The sequence below is a fragment of the Cytobacillus citreus genome, assembly GCF_018343665.1.
Lineage (GTDB): Bacteria > Bacillota > Bacilli > Bacillales > Cytobacillaceae > Cytobacillus > Cytobacillus citreus.
Genome location: NZ_JAGYPM010000005.1, coordinates 15,166 through 33,786 on the forward strand (window position 1 = coordinate 15,166; position 18,621 = coordinate 33,786).

Annotated in this window: 21 protein-coding genes and 1 pseudogene; 5 read left to right on the forward strand and 17 right to left on the reverse strand. The window is 37.4% G+C overall.

Going from position 1 to position 18,621, the window contains the following annotated elements:
• Positions 1–348: 348 nt before the first annotated feature.
• Together KHA94_RS20440 and KHA94_RS20445 are read right to left on the reverse strand one after the other, a co-directional pair.
• Positions 349–1,776: a PH domain-containing protein gene (locus KHA94_RS20440; protein WP_213103978.1), complete on the reverse strand. Its 1,428-nt coding sequence runs from the start codon at positions 1,774–1,776 to the stop codon at positions 349–351.
• Entirely contained in the window at positions 1,769–2,248 is a 480-nt protein-coding gene (locus KHA94_RS20445; RefSeq protein ID WP_213103979.1) for a PH domain-containing protein, read from the reverse strand. The genes KHA94_RS20440 and KHA94_RS20445 overlap by 8 nt, the downstream gene beginning before the upstream one ends.
• Before the next feature lie 459 nt (positions 2,249–2,707).
• Here KHA94_RS20445 and KHA94_RS20450 point away from each other — a divergent pair, with 459 nt between their 5' ends.
• Positions 2,708–3,118 (forward strand): VOC family protein, encoded by a 411-nt coding sequence (locus tag KHA94_RS20450; RefSeq protein WP_213103980.1) that lies wholly within the window; start codon positions 2,708–2,710, stop codon positions 3,116–3,118.
• Between the two features lie 55 nt (positions 3,119–3,173).
• Here KHA94_RS20450 and cshA read toward each other — a convergent pair whose 3' ends face one another.
• The 8 genes and pseudogenes from cshA to KHA94_RS20485 form a co-directional block, all read right to left on the reverse strand.
• Positions 3,174–4,646 carry a degradosome RNA helicase CshA gene (gene cshA / locus KHA94_RS20455; RefSeq protein ID WP_249365659.1) on the reverse strand — a complete coding sequence of 491 codons (1,473 nt, stop codon included), beginning with the start codon at positions 4,644–4,646 and terminating at the stop codon, positions 3,174–3,176.
• A 617-nt stretch (positions 4,647–5,263) separates the two neighbouring features.
• Positions 5,264–5,947: an alpha/beta hydrolase gene (locus KHA94_RS20460; RefSeq protein ID WP_213103982.1), complete on the reverse strand. Its 684-nt coding sequence runs from the start codon at positions 5,945–5,947 to the stop codon at positions 5,264–5,266.
• Positions 5,948–6,058: 111 nt separating this feature from the next.
• A complete protein-coding gene (locus KHA94_RS20465) occupies positions 6,059–7,279 on the reverse strand; it encodes an ABC transporter permease (protein ID WP_213103983.1) in 1,221 nt (406 codons plus the stop codon).
• Positions 7,276–8,208, reverse strand: a complete 933-nt coding sequence (locus tag KHA94_RS20470; protein ID WP_213103984.1) for an ABC transporter ATP-binding protein — start codon at positions 8,206–8,208, stop codon at positions 7,276–7,278. Before KHA94_RS20470 ends, KHA94_RS20465 begins: the two co-directional genes overlap by 4 nt.
• Before the next feature lie 20 nt (positions 8,209–8,228).
• Positions 8,229–9,089 (reverse strand): ATP-binding cassette domain-containing protein, encoded by an 861-nt coding sequence (locus tag KHA94_RS20475; protein ID WP_213103985.1) that lies wholly within the window; start codon positions 9,087–9,089, stop codon positions 8,229–8,231.
• Positions 9,073–9,237: a hypothetical protein gene (locus KHA94_RS26560; RefSeq protein WP_338030846.1), complete on the reverse strand. Its 165-nt coding sequence runs from the start codon at positions 9,235–9,237 to the stop codon at positions 9,073–9,075. Before KHA94_RS26560 ends, KHA94_RS20475 begins: the two co-directional genes overlap by 17 nt.
• Before the next feature lie 81 nt (positions 9,238–9,318).
• A pseudogene (locus KHA94_RS26565) lies at positions 9,319–9,525 on the reverse strand (GntR family transcriptional regulator); the annotation flags it as partial.
• Positions 9,522–10,250: a hypothetical protein gene (locus tag KHA94_RS20485; protein ID WP_213103986.1), complete on the reverse strand. Its 729-nt coding sequence runs from the start codon at positions 10,248–10,250 to the stop codon at positions 9,522–9,524. The pseudogene KHA94_RS26565 and the gene KHA94_RS20485, both read right to left, overlap by 4 nt.
• Before the next feature lie 232 nt (positions 10,251–10,482).
• Between KHA94_RS20485 and KHA94_RS20490 the strand changes: the two genes are divergently transcribed.
• The 3 genes from KHA94_RS20490 to KHA94_RS20500 are packed head-to-tail and all read left to right on the forward strand — an operon-like array spanning position 10,483 to position 11,636.
• Complete coding sequence (locus KHA94_RS20490; RefSeq protein ID WP_213103987.1) at positions 10,483–10,854, forward strand: group-specific protein; 372 nt, start codon at positions 10,483–10,485, stop codon at positions 10,852–10,854.
• Between the two features lie 22 nt (positions 10,855–10,876).
• Entirely contained in the window at positions 10,877–11,398 is a 522-nt protein-coding gene (locus KHA94_RS20495) for an RNA polymerase sigma factor (protein ID WP_213104186.1), read from the forward strand.
• Positions 11,376–11,636 (forward strand): hypothetical protein, encoded by a 261-nt coding sequence (locus tag KHA94_RS20500; RefSeq protein WP_213103988.1) that lies wholly within the window; start codon positions 11,376–11,378, stop codon positions 11,634–11,636. Before KHA94_RS20495 ends, KHA94_RS20500 begins: the two co-directional genes overlap by 23 nt.
• A gap of 315 nt (positions 11,637–11,951) precedes the next feature.
• Here the strand turns inward: KHA94_RS20500 and KHA94_RS20505 are convergent, their stop codons facing one another.
• The 7 genes from KHA94_RS20505 to KHA94_RS20535 all read right to left on the reverse strand — a co-directional run bounded on the left by KHA94_RS20505 (position 11,952) and on the right by KHA94_RS20535 (position 17,699).
• Positions 11,952–13,325 carry a UDP-N-acetylmuramoyl-tripeptide--D-alanyl-D-alanine ligase gene (locus KHA94_RS20505; protein WP_213103989.1) on the reverse strand — a complete coding sequence of 458 codons (1,374 nt, stop codon included), beginning with the start codon at positions 13,323–13,325 and terminating at the stop codon, positions 11,952–11,954.
• Positions 13,326–13,585: 260 nt separating this feature from the next.
• Positions 13,586–14,668: a D-alanine--D-alanine ligase gene (locus KHA94_RS20510; RefSeq protein ID WP_213103990.1), complete on the reverse strand. Its 1,083-nt coding sequence runs from the start codon at positions 14,666–14,668 to the stop codon at positions 13,586–13,588.
• A 154-nt stretch (positions 14,669–14,822) separates the two neighbouring features.
• Positions 14,823–15,182: a PhzF family phenazine biosynthesis protein gene (locus KHA94_RS20515; protein ID WP_213104187.1), complete on the reverse strand. Its 360-nt coding sequence runs from the start codon at positions 15,180–15,182 to the stop codon at positions 14,823–14,825.
• 44 nt (positions 15,183–15,226) lie between these two features.
• Complete coding sequence (locus KHA94_RS20520; protein WP_213104188.1) at positions 15,227–15,772, reverse strand: ribonuclease FAU-1 family protein; 546 nt, start codon at positions 15,770–15,772, stop codon at positions 15,227–15,229.
• A 299-nt stretch (positions 15,773–16,071) separates the two neighbouring features.
• Positions 16,072–16,668 carry a dihydrofolate reductase family protein gene (locus KHA94_RS20525; RefSeq protein ID WP_213103991.1) on the reverse strand — a complete coding sequence of 199 codons (597 nt, stop codon included), beginning with the start codon at positions 16,666–16,668 and terminating at the stop codon, positions 16,072–16,074.
• Between the two features lie 148 nt (positions 16,669–16,816).
• Positions 16,817–17,296, reverse strand: a complete 480-nt coding sequence (locus tag KHA94_RS20530; protein WP_213103992.1) for an NUDIX hydrolase — start codon at positions 17,294–17,296, stop codon at positions 16,817–16,819.
• 19 nt (positions 17,297–17,315) lie between these two features.
• Positions 17,316–17,699: a VOC family protein gene (locus KHA94_RS20535; protein ID WP_213103993.1), complete on the reverse strand. Its 384-nt coding sequence runs from the start codon at positions 17,697–17,699 to the stop codon at positions 17,316–17,318.
• A 181-nt stretch (positions 17,700–17,880) separates the two neighbouring features.
• Here KHA94_RS20535 and KHA94_RS20540 point away from each other — a divergent pair, with 181 nt between their 5' ends.
• Positions 17,881–18,444 carry a GNAT family N-acetyltransferase gene (locus tag KHA94_RS20540; RefSeq protein ID WP_213103994.1) on the forward strand — a complete coding sequence of 188 codons (564 nt, stop codon included), beginning with the start codon at positions 17,881–17,883 and terminating at the stop codon, positions 18,442–18,444.
• Positions 18,445–18,621: the final 177 nt, after the last annotated feature.

The window sequence follows — 18,621 nt, forward strand, 5'->3', positions numbered from 1 at the left end:
ATAAACGTTTTAAAGGATTACAATTATTGTCTCATTTTAGCAAATTACTATTATTATATAGGTATTTAGAATGTTTTAGCTAGATTTAATAAAGGATTTTTGTCACAAAAATTTGTCGTTTCTCTAGGCGATTTTTCACAAAATAAAAAAGCACCATTTCGATGCTTTCAAAGTGTAGACAAAGTATAATTCATTATCTTTTCAGGCTTATTGAAAACGCTTGTCTTTCGAGGCACGAAGCCTTACGAGGAGCAGAGTTACCGTGGATGGGTAATGAGCACCGCAGGAAGGTGAGTAACGAAGAAAGAGAGCGTTTGTCAACAGCCTGAAAGCGCCATTTCGGCGCTTTTACTTTGTATAGGAATACCATTTATATATTTCGTATACATCCTCTTTCTCCAAATCAGATACCTTACCGCTTGTTCCTCCTGAACCTGACATGACCTTAGCATGAATGGTTGCCAGTTCCTTTTTCCTTTGAAAATGGCTTTCCTTGATGCTTAAAGATTGAATACGGCTTCTCTTCATAAAAATAGTATTTTTATTTATCGTACGAAATCTTAACGTAAGCTGATGATGATCCAAATTCCATCCTGCGTCTTTAAAATTAAAATAAGATACTATGACGGAAATGACGACTAACATAAGAGCTAAATACCCCCATGGTCTAAAAAATAGGACTGGAATAGCTGCCACTGGCAAACTCCAAAGCAAGCCTCTTACTAAATATCTTTTTACTGCCCTGCGGGGAGCAGGGGTGATACTGGGCTCAAAATGATAATCGGTTAAATACGGAGATAATATCTCAGAGATTCTATTTTTCCTAATAATCGGCAAAATCATAACTTTAGAGCTTTCTGCATCTAAAGCTGAACCGCCTGCACTTTCGAGATAAACGGTACAATAGCCAAGCGGCTGTCTAATTAAATTTTCTGATACTCTAACTGCTTGAATTCGATGTAAAGGGATTGTCAGCTGACGCTTTTCTAAAAGTCCTCTTGTAATAATAAGATCATCGCCCGCTTTATTTACAGTAAATCCAGCGTACTTAACCATCGTTCCAACTAAAGCAATAGCCCATGCAATTAAAAAGCCAATAAATACAAGAATACTTATAAAAATAACTCCACTTGCAATAAAGCTTTCAAAACGATTAAATACTTTATCATACGGGATAATTTCTTCAAATTGGGATACGAATGCCGCTACAGCTGATAGAACGACACCGGCTCCCCCAGATGTAGATGCAAGGAGAAATAGTTCACTAGTAGATATTTTGTACAGTGATTCATCCCTGTTCTTTTGAACATCTTCTTCTGTATGAGTACTATTGCCCTCATTTTTGGCAGAAAATATTGTCTGTTGAATAAGATTTGCCGCTTCTTTTGGTATTGCAGTTAGTACTGCCTCAGCCTCTCCTTTACTAGAGCCAGCTGTTTCTACCTTCACCCTTACTAAACCAAATGGCCGTTGTAAAATACCTTCCGATAAATCAAGACTTTGTATGCGTTCAAAGGGAATATATCTCTTCTTTCGCACAAAAATACCATATTCGATCCGCAGCTCGCCCTCTTCCAAACGATAGGTATATCTTAACCAAGATAGAATTCCGCCAATAAGGACCAAAACCACGATGACGGCTGGAAAAACCAGTTGAAAGCCACCATTTTTACTGCCAAATACAACAAAAACAAGAAACGGGATGATTAAGTCCTTTAATTGTTTTAAGGCATTAACAACGGTTGAAATAGGATGGAGCCTTTTCGGTTCAGACATCTTCATCAGCCACCCTTGCAAGCTTCGAAATGAAGAATCGCAGTTCCTCAGCCTCATTCATATCCAATGCCGGGATTTCATGGACTGTAGCAGCAGTTGATACAGCAACAGTTGCTAACTGATATTTTCGTAATATGGGCCCTTGTTTCGTATCAACATGCTGAACTCGAATCATTGGCACGAGCGTTCTTTTTATTACAAACACACCATGCTGCAGCTCAATTTCATTCTCTCGTACCTCATACCTCCATCGCTTCCATCTCAATGTAGGAATGAGCATAACAAATAAATATGTATCAATTACATAAAAAATAAGTGCAGCTCCGATAATCCAAATTGGCCAATCAAAGGCAATCGTTAGTCCGATAAGTCCCCCTGAAAGCAAAAGAGAAAACAATGAATGGATGACACCCGAAATTCTCCATACCTTCAAGCCTCTTTCAGATATTCTTTTTTGTGGTTCCAAAATCATGCTCTACCTCCTGAAAATTCATTTAAACTTCAATAGTATCTATTAGAAAAAGTTAGAAGCCATCAGGCGAATGCCTTAGTTATACTTACGATCTTTTTTAGCAGAAGATTTATCCCGCATTAACGGGCTGTAAGACTCCCACCTCAAAACTTAGAGAATTCAGAGAAGTTTAGGTGGGAGATGAACAGCCCGTAAAAGCCCGATTGGTTCAACTAATGATCAGTGGGGGCTGAAGAAAACCCCCACTGATCAAAGTTTCACTTTATTGAAGAATAGCAATGACATTATTAAACTTTCCAATTAGTTAACAAAAGAAAAGGACCTTAATTATTTTACCATTAAATAGTGGAAATGGTTTCGAATTTTTCACCAACAAGAACATTTGTTCTTTATTTTTGTTTAGAATGAATATATAATGGGAAATATGGTAGGGATCATATTAATTTAGGAGTGATACATATGAAAGGTCAAGCAACACCATATTTAACATTCAACGGCAATGCAAAAGAGGCGCTAGAATATTATAAAGAAGTTTTCGGAGGAGAAATATTGAATCTTCAAACCTTCGGTGAAGCAGATTTTCCAACTCCACCTGAAGCAGATGATCGAGTCATGCATGCACAATTTAAAAAAGACGACCTATTCCTCATGGCTTCCGATTCATTTTTGAATGATTCCGTACAGTTAGGTAATAACATCTCATTAGCTTTAGAATTTGAGAACGAAGAAGAAATTCAAATGATTTATGATCACTTAAGTAAGAACGGCTCTATTTTGATGGAGCTGCAAGATACCTTCTGGGGTGCAAAATACGCAAAAGTAAAAGATGCCTATGGGATCATATGGGATCTCAATATGACAAAAGCTTAAGAAGTCTTTTACGAGCAAAAAAAGAAGAGAGCATGCCTGCATGCTCTCTTCTGCTTTAACGATAACTATTTGAATTGCTTCTGTTTCTGTCATTGTTGTGGCGTTTTCCTGTTGAGCTTTGGCGAGACCTCACTGGTGCTTTTTGTCTTCCTTTTTGGCCACCACTATAGGACCTGTTTCGGTCGTCTGGTCTACGATCTCTTTTCGCAGGTAACGGCTTTTCTTCCGTTAACTTAACAGGTGTTGTATCTGGCTCTTTTGTTAGCATTTTCAATACAGCCTGAACAATGATCGTTGCATCTTGCTGCTCCAACAACTCTTCTGCTGCCTGCTTATAATATTGTAGATTATTCGATTCCACCGACTGCAAAATACGTTCAATAACAGCTTTTTGTTGACCCTCAAGAGCTTCGTCTAAAGTTGGCGGCTTCATTCTGTCCATTTTTCTTTTTGTTGTTCTTTCAACAACTTGTAAATAGGACTTTTCCCTAGGGGTGATAAAAGTCATCGCCACACCCGTTTTTCCAGCACGCCCTGTTCGGCCAATTCTGTGTACATAGCTTTCAGGATCTTGTGGAATATCAAAATTATATACATGTGTGACACCAGAAATATCTAGACCGCGCGCTGCTACATCAGTTGCTACAAGAACATCAATTGAACCTTCTTTGAATTTACGTAATACAGAAATACGCTTAGCTTGGCTTAAATCCCCATGAATTCCTTCAGCATTATAGCCTCTTAGATTTAATGCCTCTGAAAGCTCATCGACTCTGCGCTTTGTTCGTCCGAATATAATAGCAAGTTCAGGAGACTGTATATCAAGAAGTCTTGTCAAAATATCAAATTTGCTTCTTTCCTGCACTTCTACATAGTATTGTTCAATTAGAGGAACCGTTACTTCCTTAGTCTTTACACGAACGATTTGAGGATCCTTCATAAATCGTTCAGCCATTCTTTGGATTGGAGGCGGCATTGTCGCTGAGAATAATAATGTTTGGCGCTCTTCAGGAATTTGTGCAAGAATGGCTTCAATATCCTCAATAAAGCCCATATTCAGCATTTCATCTGCCTCATCAAGAATCGCTGTATGAACATTTTCAAGACGTAAAGTTTTTCGGTTAATATGGTCTAAAATTCGTCCAGGGGTACCAACAATGATATGCGGGCGATTTTTCAAAGCACGAATTTGGCGATTAATATCTTGTCCGCCGTAAATAGCTAATACTTTTGCCCTTTTCCCATAACCAATTTTGTATAATTCCTCTGACACTTGAATCGCAAGCTCACGTGTTGGTGCAATAACGATACCTTGAATAACATCCTTTTCATTATCAATTTTATCAATCATAGGAATTCCAAACGCAGCTGTTTTTCCTGTACCCGTTTGAGCTTGTCCGATCAAATCCTTATTTTCTAAGCTCAAAGGGATCGTTTGTGCTTGTATCGGTGTTGCTTCTTCAAATCCCATTCTTTTCAGAGACTTCATCGTTGCAAGGCTTATGCCCAAATCTTGAAACTTTGTCAATGTGTTCATTCTCCTTCTAATTAAAACTAGTGAATAAAATGTATCCGATATTGGAGGTGATTGCACCATGAAACCTATAAGTACACTCTTCCACACAAACGTGAAGGCGCAATCAGTATTGCGAAGAAGATCTCACTCAATGAAATTAGGTTAGGGAATACGTTCATTGTATAATTTAATAATAATTGCCATAAACTGCGCTAAAAATTCTCCCTACCCAATTAATCCTATATAAAAGTGAAAAAAGACATTCTCCAACAGGAGTATGTCCAGGTTTCAAAAGAAAATCCTCTTGGCACTTTGTTGTTTATTTTACCACTATACATGCCTGTTTGCAATGGAAGGAAGAAAGAGTTAACTCCTCGTTTTGGACTATTTTTCATTTAGATTTGTTGCAGAAATAGGGCTCATTCTACAGAAAAATGGATTTATTTCCCTTTCATTTAATCTCTATGTCTACTTTTTCAAATAACTAGTTTCTCCATTTCTGCAACTCGAGAAAAGGTATACTTTCTTGGCCTCTTAAAAAAAGCCTGTGAGAAGCGAGCAGAAAGTAATCCCTAAAAAAGTGGATTATCATTCTGTCACTTATCACAGGCTATATGGCATTACGAATATTAGCTTAAAAAATGATGAATTTCTGAAAAGAGCTTTTCCTTTTCCTTACTATGGCAAATAAGGTGCTTAGATTCTTTTAAGTAAATAAGCTTTTTAGCTGTCGTTCCAATATTTTGATAGAGGTATTGTGCACTCTTTGGAGGCACGACTCCATCAATTTCTCCCTGCGCAATAAGAGTTGGGATCGTGACTTGATTCAAAATCGGCCTGATCGCTGCAACCAGTCTCCGGAATTGAAGGGTCGCTGTAATTGGAGTTGCTTTAATTTTTCGCTTATATCTTATAAACATTTCATTTTCTGACAAGCGACCTCTAACAAGATCTTTTACCATTTCACCCATATCTCTAAATAAAATCTTTGGACTTACATATAATGCTGCTGCACTAAGTAAAACCAGTTTTTTCACTGGATAATGCACGGCTAAATAGCTTGCAATTAAACCGCCCATTGAAAAACCAATGACATAAACGGTTTCACATTTTTCGATAAGTCGATGTAATTCTTGCTCAGCATGTTCAATCCAGTTTTTATATTCTATTCCTTTTAAGGATAGCGTTTCACCATGGCCAGGCAATGTCGGAACTGCAATTTCCCAATTCGTACGCTTTTTTAAATAGGCTACAAGCGGCTCAACCTCAGAAGGCGCACCTGTAAAGCCATGAATACATAAACAGCCAATCACTGCAGTATCACCACCAAAAGTGTAATTATCTATTATAATACACTTTTTGTACCTATCTATGTTAGTGAAAAGCTTGGTATATTTTGGTCCGACTGCTTTTGTATTCATTCATCACGAATGGAATAACCACTTTAAGATTTCTTTCGGCGTTGCATTTTTCCCATACATAAGCATTCCTGTTTTAAAAATCTTACCTGCCAATTTCATTAAAACCCAGATGGTCGCAATTAAAATGACTAGTGAAATAACTATTTCCATCCACGGCCAGCTTTCCATCATTGACAGTCGAATGATTAATATACCTGGTGATGTTAACGGAAAATAAGAACCGATCTGTGCAATGATCCCTTCCGGATTGGCTGAAACAGGTTTTATCAAAATAAGCGGCAGCCACGGAAGAAGAAGAACAAAGCCTTGGAAGTTTCCTGCCGTATTAACATCCTCAATGGTGGCACCTATTCCTGCAAATATCGCCGCAAACATTAAATACCCTGCAATGGCGATTAAGAGCAGCAAAAGCGTCTCTGGTACAATTAAATATTCAAGTATTGGAATATCAGATTTCCAGGCGATAAATGGAATAATCAATAGAATCCATACGAATACTTGTGTTATGCCGAGAGCGAAATAACCAATAATCTTCCCTTGCATTAGTTCTGATGAGGTTAAAGATGAAAGCACTATTTCAGCTACTTTCTCTTTCTTTTCTTGGCTTGCGCTTTGAAAAATCATCATTCCAGTAATAACAATGGAAAAAAGGATAACTCCTGCAAATACACCAGGGATTATACGTTTCAACGGGTCCTTTGTTTTATCCTCTGCTTTTTCCGTGACAGGGGTTGCTTCTATCTCAATACCTTTTGTTAATACGTCCATTTCCTCTTCAGGTATATTAAGACGTTCAATCTGCAGGCGCTGAATCGGACTTTTAAGCAGTTGAACTTGTTTGTTGAAATCCTTGTCGATTTTCTTACTTGTATAAACCTTTACTTCACCATTCTTCAAAGTTTCTTCGGAAAATGAAACAAAAGCACTATTTTTCTCTTTAATCAACTTATCCTTTATTAATGCCACTTCGTCTGTAGATATATTCTCAATTTCCCATTTGACTCCCTGTGATTTAAGAAATGTTTCAGCTTGATCTCTAATGCCTATTTCATCATGAAGATAAACCTTAACAGGCTCAGGTTCACTCTTAAGAGCATCAAAAACCGCAGGAAAAAGAGAAAACGCAATAAAAAAAAGCGGGGTTAAAAATAATGAAATAATAAATGACTTGCTATTCATATTTTGTTTATATTCCCATTTAGCTACCTTCAAGCTGTTTTTCATGTTTGAACACCCGCTTCCTGTAATGCATTTTTGCCTGTTGCAATATCGATAAAAATTTCATGTAAAGATATACGATCAAGTGACAATTCCTCTATATTGATCGAATCAGGGAGCTGCCTAAGCCAGGAAGTTGGCTTAATATGTGCATCTAAATATATAGTGAATTGCTCTCCTTCTTGCTCAATTCGCTGTACATGCGATATCCGCTCTAGTGTTTTTACATCATTTTCACCGCGAATGGTACATTTAAAGTTGGCATATTGTTTCTTTACATCATCTAATACACCATGTATTACTTTCTTGCCTTTATTAATCATAAAAAGCCGATCACATAATTCTTCTACTAAATTCATTTGATGAGAGGATAATAGAATAGAAGTCCCGTTTTCTGCCAATTCTTTTATTTCCTTCTTGAAAACTTCCTGACTTACAGGGTCGAGACCAGAAAAGGGTTCATCTAAAATCAGCAATTCCGGTTCATGAATGACCGAGGCAATGAATTGGACCTTCTGTCCCATTCCTTTCGATAATTCTTCTATACTCGCTTTTTCTTTCCCCTCAAGTCCAAATTTTGCTAAATACTCTAATGCGCGTTTGCGGGCTTTTTTAAGTGGATAATCTTTTAATTCAGCAAAATAAAGGAGAAGATCTATTATTTTTGCCTTTTTATATAGTCCTCTTTCTTCAGGCAGATACCCGATTGTATGGCGAGGAATATCACCAGCTGCTTGATTATGAAAGATCACTGAGCCTTCATCTGGATACATAATGCCCATGATATTGCGGATCGTCGTTGATTTCCCCGCTCCATTTGGACCTAAAATGGCCATGATTTCTCCTTTGTGAACATCGAAGGAAATATTCTCAATAATTCTTTTATCTTTAAATGATTTTCCAACTTGATTGACTGAAAGAATCGGCTTACTCATCTACTATCACATCCTCCATTTTAATTTCTGTCTGTCAGCATATAAGTAATGATTTCTTCTATTTCTAAAGACTCCACATTAATCCATCTTAATTGATTGTGAGTAAAAAATTGCTCCGTCTCCTCGAATCGATCACTGACAAGAATTCGTCCGTTTTTACGATCAATTTCTCCTGGAATGGATCCATTTGGGAGAGGCTCCTCCATCCAATATCTTTTGTAACGCCCAGATAATTCTTCTTTTTCAAATTTCCCAATTAATTGTCCCTCTCGAACAATAACTAAATAATCGGCTAACTTTCTAATGTCCTCAATTTGGTGTGTGGAGATAATCATGAGCTTTTCTCCACGGTCCATCCATTGAACGAGAAGATCCATAAGCATCTGCTTAGAAGGAATATCCATATGAGCAGTTGGTTCATCAAGAATGAGAATATCTGTATCTCTTGCTAGAGTTAAAGCGAGATTAAGCTTTTGCTGCACACCTTGTGATAATTTCCCATATTTTTTGGTCAGAGGGATTTTATACTTCTCCACAATCTCATCAAAAATCGATTGATTCCATGTAGGATACCACTTGGACACAATCTCTCTAAGCTGCATTCCATTAAAAGAATCACACCCTAATACCGTTTGCGGCATATAGGCGATCTTTCTTTTCCACTCTTCCTCCTGACCACCAACAACCTGCTCAAATACCTTGATCTCTCCTTTATTGATTGGAGCTAAATGCATGAGGAGCTTTAATAATGTGCTTTTTCCTGCACCGTTATCCCCGACGATGGTTATAATAGTCCCCGGCTCAAAGGAGACATCTAAAGGTCCAAGCTGAAAATCATCTATCTTCTTCATGACGTGATTAATCTCAATCCACTTTTCCATCGCTTTTTGATTCCCCTTTATGCTTAAATTTATCTATCACTTCCTGAAAAACGCCTTCAATTTGTTCAATCGTATAATCATGTCTTAAAGCTGTTTCAATCGCCTCTTCAATTGCTTGATAGACAGCTGATACAGTTACACTCACCATTTTTGCGGCTTCAACTTCCGCTACAAAAGTGCCTTTTCCTTGTGTAGTTCGAATAAATCCTTCGTATTCAAGATTCTGGTATGCTCGCCTTGTCGTGATAACGCTTATTTCTAGCTCCTTTGAAAGAACTCGAATAGATGGCAGCGGTGTCCCTGCTGGCAGCTGCCCCCCAGCTATAAGGGCTTTAATTTGCTCTTCAATTTGGTGATAAATTGGTACTCTTGAATCCTTTGAAAGTCGAATAGGGAGTTCTATGACGATCGCCTCCTTCCTTGGTAGATCCCTTATACTAAATAGTCAACTTTATCAATTTTCTTATAAATATAGCCCTTGGAATAAAGGAAACCCATGACGGCTATCAGAATCGACACCGCTATTGATAGTAGAGGCCATTCATTTGCAGCATGTATGGTTCCAGCAACAATCCCTTGACCGTATACAAAATAAAATCCTAAAAAAATTGCAATGATTGCACCGAAGAAGAAAATATTAAAAACCACTATTTTCCATGTACTCAACTTTTCACCCACATCACTGGCAGGGAATATGGATCCACTCATAATACCAAAGCAAATCCAAATAATTGAAAACACAATATACGAAGCATTAGGCATTACTTCTCTGAGCTCAGGAGAAAGGGCATAATATATTGTTAGAAACAATGCATGAAAAGGGATTGAAATCGAGAAATAGCTAATAAATCTACTCATAACAAGTACGTTCTTCTTAATTGGCAATTGATTCAGCATAATAAAATATGGTGAAACCCACGAGTCTCCGCTCATTTTCTTCAACTGAATCTCCTTTGGTCTTAACGAAGCAGCAACAGTCCAAAATATAAATACAAAGAAAAAATCATAGACGATCGGAGCATCCTCCAATACGGAAAAAGAAATCAACTCTGTAAAAAACAACGGTAATCCTAAGGCCATCGCAGCTAGTGTAATAATCCCCTTCAACGATGATTTCACTTCAAACATCGCAAGCCAACACGCTTGTTTCCATTCACTCATAATTATTTCCTCCTAACCAAACTGTTATACTGTTTATATCTATATACACACTATATGATAGATGGAAAATAAATGCAACTAAAATTTCCAGCTTACTTGAAATTTATTTCTTTAAAAAGGATTTCCGCACTCATCACAGAAATACTAGTTAAAAAATATCGAATCCCTTTTGAACCACTGCCCCCTCCAATTTGTATAAGTATCAAAAGAAGAAGAAAAGAGGATTGTGAGAATGGATAATATCGGTTTTATCGTCTCAATGATTGTAGGCGGTATCATGATGGTCATCATTTTATTATTAGTGATTCCAATGGACAGAAAATATATTGTTCGCGAAAATAGAAAAATTAATTTCCACAAATCGAAAATCATTTTTCGTTGGAATGTATTTGATACGGTAACAGTATCTTTAGCGATTTACACGATTATTTGTGTTCAAGCACTAAATTTCTTAATATCTCGTGGGGAAACAATCGAAAATCCATATGTTCAATTTTTTACTAACCAAGGTCAGGTATGGGTTATAGTGAGTTCACTGTATTTCATCATGAGGCTGTCACAAATTCTCAAGGGGATCAAGGAGATATCCCGAAATGACCGATAAAGCGTTTGAAACGAACCTTTTCATGAGAGTCGTAAAGGAAGAGGATGAAGAAGCTTTCGGTCAGCTTTATACTTTGTTAAAGCCTTCCTTATTCTCTTTTTTATTTCGCTATACGAGAGATGAACAATTAAGTGCGGATCTTGTTCAGGATGCCTTTATGAAATTACATCGCTATAAAAATAATTTTCATCCTGATAAGGGCAGTGTGAAGACTTATTTATTTCAAATTGCTTATAGTTTAATGATTACGAAGCTTAATAGAAGAAAAAAATGGAGAAGCTTAATTCCCTTTTTAATACCTCAATCAAGCGAAGAGGCTATTAATAGTGCGGATAGAATCACCATACGAGAAGCTATAATGAAATTACCAGAGAACCATAGAGCAGTCATTCTCTTAAGCTATTATCATGACATGCCACATGCAGAAATCGCAGAAATTATCGGCATTCCTGTAGGAACAGTAAAATCAAGACTGCATCATTCATTGAAAGCATTACGTAAGCTTTTGGAGGTAGAAGAACTTGAACAAAGAAAATCACAATAACTCCTCGGTAAAAATAGATCCCTTTTTACAATGGCATTTAGATTCCGATCAATTTGAAATTCCCGATATTCCATTAAAAAGAAAGAAATTGGACCGTCTGATTCGATACCTTGCCTCGGAGGCGGCCAATCCATTTGAGAGCTATATCAGCAAGGCTGGAAGTTTAACCGTCTTAGCCATCTCACCAATGCTTTTAGGAGTGATCTTTATGATTCTTCACTTTATGATTGGATTATAAGAAAAAGCTCTAAAACAAATCCCTGTTCCACATGGAACAGGGATTTGTTTCTATCTAATACAGCATTAAACATTATTATATAAATATAGGGTTAATAAACCTTCATTTATATTTTCTAGACGACTATTCTTCGTTTTTTCCTCGTTATAACTTACAACACGTTCAATTTAGGACCGCAAATAAGAAATGGCTTGCAAGTCAAAAAAGCTATTCTCATTTAGTTCTGTTCTAATTTCTCATTAATCTTCAATAGAACAGATCGATTGCATCCTGCATCCCAATTTTTCCATGAGGCATTCATTGCTTTGCTGCCTTTTATTGCAGGGCATTTACGACTTCTTCCAACCTCATGCCTCTCGAAGCTTTTACTAAAACAATCGTTTCCTCATTGACTAGCTTTTCAAGCTTTTCAATAAGCGGCAGCTTTTCAGTAAAAGCGAATACTTGATCTGCTGCTAATTTCGTTTTAGCTCCTTCTGTTATGCATTCCCCTAGCTTTCCAAATGTAAAGACATAGTCAATTTTATCGGAATCAATCGATTCACCCATTTTAATGTGAAATTCCTTTTCTTGGGGACCTAGTTCTAGCATGTCACCGAGGACAAGAATTTTCTTTTTATATCCAGGGAGTTGAGAAATAAGCTCAATCGCCGCAAGCATAGAGGTTGGGCTTGCATTGTAGGCATCATTAATAATCTTTTCGCCTTTTTTACCCTGTAGAAGCTCTGTCCTCATATTTGTTAGCTTAAGTTCTGCGAATCCTTCATTCATTTTTTCAAATGGAACACCAAAATAGTCGGCTACCGTCATCGCTGCTAAAGCATTTAATACATTATGTATCCCTAAGACAGGGAGCTTGAACTCCACATTGGAAGTATTTACTTTAAAGATACTTCCTATATCATTCTGTTCAATTTCCACAGGGAAAATATCATTTTTCTCACTTCTGCCAAATGTTCGAATGTTCGAATCTCCAGCGTAATTTGTTAGCTGTTCTTTTAGAAGCGGTTCATCTCCATAATAAGTAAGTAATCCATTTTCTTGAAGTCCGTTCATAATTTCTAATTTAGCCTCAGCAATTCCCTCTCTTGACCCTAAATCGAGCAGGTGGGATTCGCCAATATTTGTTATGATTGCTGCCTCTGGGCGTGCCAGACGGGTTAGAAAGTCAATTTCACCCTTACTGCTCATTCCCATCTCAAGGACAGCGACTTCCGTATCCTCTTCTAAGCCCAAGATCGTTAATGGAAGACCGATTTCATTATTAAAATTTCCTTCTGTTTTTTGAACCTTATATTTAACAGATAGCAGATTGGCTGTCATGTCTTTTGTTGTTGTCTTGCCATTGCTGCCTGTAATACCGACAACTCGTACATTAAGCACATCACGGTAATTTCTAGCTAACTCTTGTAATGCGATTAGCGTATTTTCTACAACTAAAATAGGGAGATGCAAAGGCGGATTCGGAACATCCTTTTGCCAAAGGGCTACAGAAGCACCTTTCTTGATGGCATCCTCTACAAATCGGTGGCCATCGGAATTCTCACCTTTAAATGGGACGAATATATTCCCAGAATTAATCTTTCTAGAGTCAATGCTTACACCACTAATGACTGCATCGTTAAAAATGGATATTTCATTTTCAATCTTGATCCATTCAGATATCTCTTTAAGCGTTCTTGTTATCATCGGCTGCCTCCTCTTAGACATCCGCATCATTCAGATTTATCGTTATGACACGAATTCTTAGGTATATGTAAAATCAAGATACTAGTATCTTAACTATTTTTATCGATTGCAACTGTTTACTGGTCAATATATCTCTCTTTGTGACCATTTTTCGCTAGTTTCTTCTCTTTTTTGGTCTCATTTTGTCATTATTATTTTAACTCATTTATTATAACTAACCTAATAGCCAAGAAACACGGCAAATTCGCCGTGTTCCTAACTTATTCCATTGTGTATTTAATGTTTTGCTTTTCTGTATGTCTTTCAATAGCCAAATTCACAAGGCGTTCGATTAACTGAGGATATTCAACTCCAGTGTGTTTCCAAAGCAGCGGGAACATGCTAAATGGTGTAAAACCTGGCATTGTATTTACTTCATTAATATACCATTTTCCTTCACGGGTTAAAAAGAAGTCCGCCCTAACAAGTCCTGAACAATCAAGGGCTTTAAATGCACGAATCGCCATTTCCTTTAGCTCATTATATTCAGACTCGGTTATTTCCGCTGGGATAATTAATGCGGTTTCTCCATCTTGATATTTTGCCTTATAATCGTAAAAATCCTTTTTCGGAACAATTTCACCAGCCACTGAGCATTCTGGATGATCATTCCCAAGAACGCCTGCTTCGATTTCTCTTGCTACGACGCCCTCTTCAATAATAATTTTACGGTCGAATTTGAATGCTTCTGCAAACGCTGTTTCAAGTTCAGCCTTATTCGTACATTTGCTAATGCCGACGCTAGAGCCAAGGTTTGCCGGTTTGACGAAGCATGGATACCCTAGTTCACTTTCTACCTTTTGATAGGCTGCTTCATTTTCTTTTTCCCATTCACTACGAATAAACCAAACATACTTTACTTGCGGCAAGCCAGCTTGAGCAAAAATATTTTTCATAATGACTTTATCCATCCCTGCGGAAGAAGAAAGGACACCGTTTCCTACATAAGGAAGATTGAGAAGCTCAAGTAATCCTTGAACAGTACCGTCTTCTCCATTTGGTCCATGCAATAGCGGGAAAATAACGTCAAAAGAACTTTTTTCTTCTTTAGCTGAATGAAACATAGCTGGAGCTAAAGCCGTCGGAGGCAATGCTTCCTTGTTGGAGAATTCCAGTTCTTTTAGGTTCGTGACTGGTCCAGTTAGTTGTGGTCCTTTATTCCATTGTCCATCCTTAGATATATAAAGAGGGTGTATCTCAAACTTTTCTAAATCTAATGCCTTTAGAACAGCCATTGCTGTCTGCATAGATACTTCATGTTCAGCGGATTTCCCTCCATATAATAGTCCAATCTTAGTTTTCATAAAAAATATGAACCTCCATTCTCGATCACTTTCCTATTTTACCACTTAGTGAATGAAGAAAGGGAGTGATTAAGGTGGATTTATTGAGGAATTTTTTTCAAATAAAAAGATTTTCATTCATTCGCCCATATCTTATATGTATGTAGGAGACAAGTCAGATGAAACCTTCTTTTCTATTGCCAATTGCATAAAATGTACTGCTTATTACGTTCAAAATTCCATTTTCAACTAACTGCTTTGTAATAGGCGATCCTGATGGGGCATAACCTTCGCTCCACAGAATATGAGCAGCACCTAATGTACCATGTCCGCATAATTCAATTTCCTTTGTGGTTGTAAACCATCGAAGGTGATAACAGCTTTCATCTTTTTCTGTAATAAAAGTTGTAATCGGCTGGTTAAGCTCCTTTGCCATGGATTTCATCCATTCATCTGATCTTTCCTCAGTCAAGAAAACGATTGCTGCAGGGTTTCCTTTAAATTCATTTTTTGAAAAGCATTTATTAGATAAAATTGGTTATTCATATACTCGCGCACCTCCACTTAACTTTTTTAACTTTAATTCAACAAAGGAAGAAGCTCCTCATGTTTAAAGGTATTTTCAGCTTCTGAAATATTTTGAGCTAGAATAATATCAATAGAATCCGTTAATGAGTTTAGGATGTGGCGAACTGAACCATTTTCAAATTTATCTATTGACTCAGGTAATTCATCTTCGTCTAAAATAAAGTACTCTCCATTGGGAAGGACCATAATATCTACGATTAAATCCTCAAAGGATACCAATTTATCCGTCATATATGTATTTTTTACAATATTAAAATAGGAGCCTAAATAATTTCCATTATGATCTCTCCAAATATATAAATTATATGGACGATCTTTCCAGTAATATGCAATGGTATAACTGCCTTTAGGAATGGTTAATCTTGTTTGCTCGGCTATCATTGTAAAGGAATCTAGTATTTTATGAAAAAGCACGACATTTTGTTTTTGTGCTTTTAACCGTATACAGCTATGTTCTACTTCAGTGGAATCGTACCGTATTTTTCTTTCTATCATTTTTTCGCAATATTGAATAGCTGGTGTACATAAATTGGCCATCACTTTCGTTCCTTCTTCCTATTTAATGGTCTTCCCCAGTTCAAATATCTATTATTCATTGTAGCATCAATTAAATTAAGAAGGTTTTGAACTCTCCCGTGTTTTTGCAGGTTTTAAACTTTACTAATTAATGACAATTAGAGTTTATGAACCTTCTTATTAACCTGAATTGAAAAAAGGACGCCTTTTTATTTCAGAAGGGCATCCTTTATTGGAAGATCAATCTCTATTGAAAAGCAGATAAAGAAACTAACTTACACAGCTTCCTCACTCTTACTCGTCATCCATTGTCGCGTACGCTATCCAATCCGGCTTTTTTTCTTAATGATTTCATAACGCAGCCGGATCGAACCGCTTGTTTCATAAAGCTTGGTACTTAGAAGCTTCATGTCATGCCGATCGGCCATGTTCTCGAAGTACCGCCTTCCGGAACCCAGGATGACTGGGTGGACAATCATACTAAGCTCGTCCACCAGTCCCGCATTCATAAGGCTCTGTATAAGATCTGCGCTTGCCGGAATTACAATGCTACCGTTGATCTCACTTTTAAGCTTAGACACCGCCTGGCTTAGCCCGCCGTCAAGCAGGAAGATCGTGTCGTTGTAATCGCCCCACTGCACATCCTGAAGCTCTTTATTGCGAGAAGCTACATATTTAGGCGTCTTGTTCATGGCGTCCGCCCATGCGCCTTCTTGGTAGGGCCAGTAAGTAGCGAATCCCGTGTAGGTTACACGGCCCATCAGAAGAGCTTCAGCCTTCTGGAACATGGCCAAATTATCATCCATCGCGTCTATGACACCCGGCATAGCCCAACTTACCATATTATCCTCATCCCCGCTTGGTCCTGTAAAAGCTCCATCTAAAGTGGTGCTTACCGATGCAATAATTTTTCCCATTGAATTTATCCTCTTTTCCTATTGGAATTTATTTTTTAATATACAGTTCATCTCAGTAACAGAACCTCAGGGATTTTCTAGTCGTGCTGCATCTTCCAATGACGTTATATCAAGAATTGTCTACCTATTTCATGCTGCGAAAGTTGAGCTAAATACTACTCTTTGCTCTATCAACAATATGCTGCGTGTATTCAGGCATTTCTTTTATTCCTTCCTTTAAAAACTCAGGAAATAAAACGATTTTGTTGATTTCATCAATAGGCATCCATTGATAAATCCATCTATCACCTTCAAGTCCATTGAATGACTCCGTTTTAAAGAATCTAGCAGTTTCTTCTGAAGAAATTTTATAGTAGAAGGCTAGCTCATGAAACTCTTTTCCTTTGTATGTAAAGAAATTTTCATTGGTCCAAAGCAGTCTCTCAGCCGTTACCTGTGCGCCAAGCTCTTCGGCAAATTCTCTTGCAATACTTGTTTGTGTGTCTTCACCAATTACAACTCTGCCTCCAGGAAGCGCCCAGTTGACATCATCTACATTCCTATGCAAGAGAACATGATGATCCACTATCCAAATACCAGCAACTCGAAAATTAAATACGGCACTTTCCGTTTGAAAAACGACATCCATTTAATTTCTCCTCACCCTTTTACTCTATCGGTGAACAAATCTCAATGAAATGCCCATCCGGATCTTCCACATAGGCAACCTTTTGTCCCCACGGCTTTACAACAGGCTCCATCAGTACTTTTACTCCTGCTTCACGAAACTTTTCAACAACAGCCTCTACTTCCTCCGTGACAAATCCAATTTCGAAGGTCTGTTCCTTTCTTATACCATCTGGAATCGGAAGACCTGTAAGCTCACGGACATCTTCCCTCGTGTTAAAAGAAAGAATCGTAGCTCCCGTGTTGTATTCGATGTATGTACCAAATTCATTCTTAAGCTCTAAACCTAATAGCTCACCATAAAAATGCTTTGTCTTTTCGAGATTTTCAACATACAAAATGACGTACCCCATTTTCAAATTCATACTTTCACCTGCTTTTATATGATTTATCGTACTTTACTTAAAATTCTCTATGAAAAATGCAATTCCCTTTTAGTAATTTGAAAGATTCGATACTAGCGTCAGATCACACATCCTAAATTTTCCTAATTATTAAAATAAATCTGATACAATAAAGTTAAATATAATGAATGGGGTTGAACGAATGACTAAATTGCTTTCGTTAATAGGGAAGAAAGTAATAATCCGTCCGATTGAAGATGAGGATTTAAAGACTTTTTGGACGTACATTTATGGGACTGAAAATCCAGAATGGAAGAAATGGGACGCGCCTTATTTTCCTCTTTTTTTCAAAGAGTTTGAAGACTTTAAAAAGACATTCATTCCTAAACCTACAGATGGAGCCATTCCAAGAATGGCAATAGAAGCGGATGGCAAGTTAATAGGTAGCGTCAGTTATTACTGGGAGCATAAAGAGTCGAATTGGCTTGAGGCTGGGATTGCCATTTATGATCCTGAATATTGGAATGGCGGATACGGAACAGAAGCCCTTACTCTTTGGGTTGACTATCTGTTTTCGTCAATGCCGCTTGTACGAGTTGGTATCACAACTTGGTCCGGCAATAAAAGAATGATGCGCGCTGCCGAAAAAATCGGCATGAAGCTTGAAGGCAGAATGAGAAAATGCCGCTTTCATGAGGGCGAATACTATGACTCCATCCGAATGGGTGTACTTAGAGAAGAATGGGAAGAGGTAAAGGAAAAATAGAAAAGATAGTTAAAAATGGGAAACTAAGCGGCTCTTGTTTCCATCTTTTTCGCGAATATCTTTAAAATTTGGAAACTAACGAAGCTTTGTTTCCACTTTTCTACGATTTTTTTTAAAAATGGGAAACTAAGCGGCTCTTGTTTCCATCTTTTTCGCGAATATCTTTAAAATTTGGAA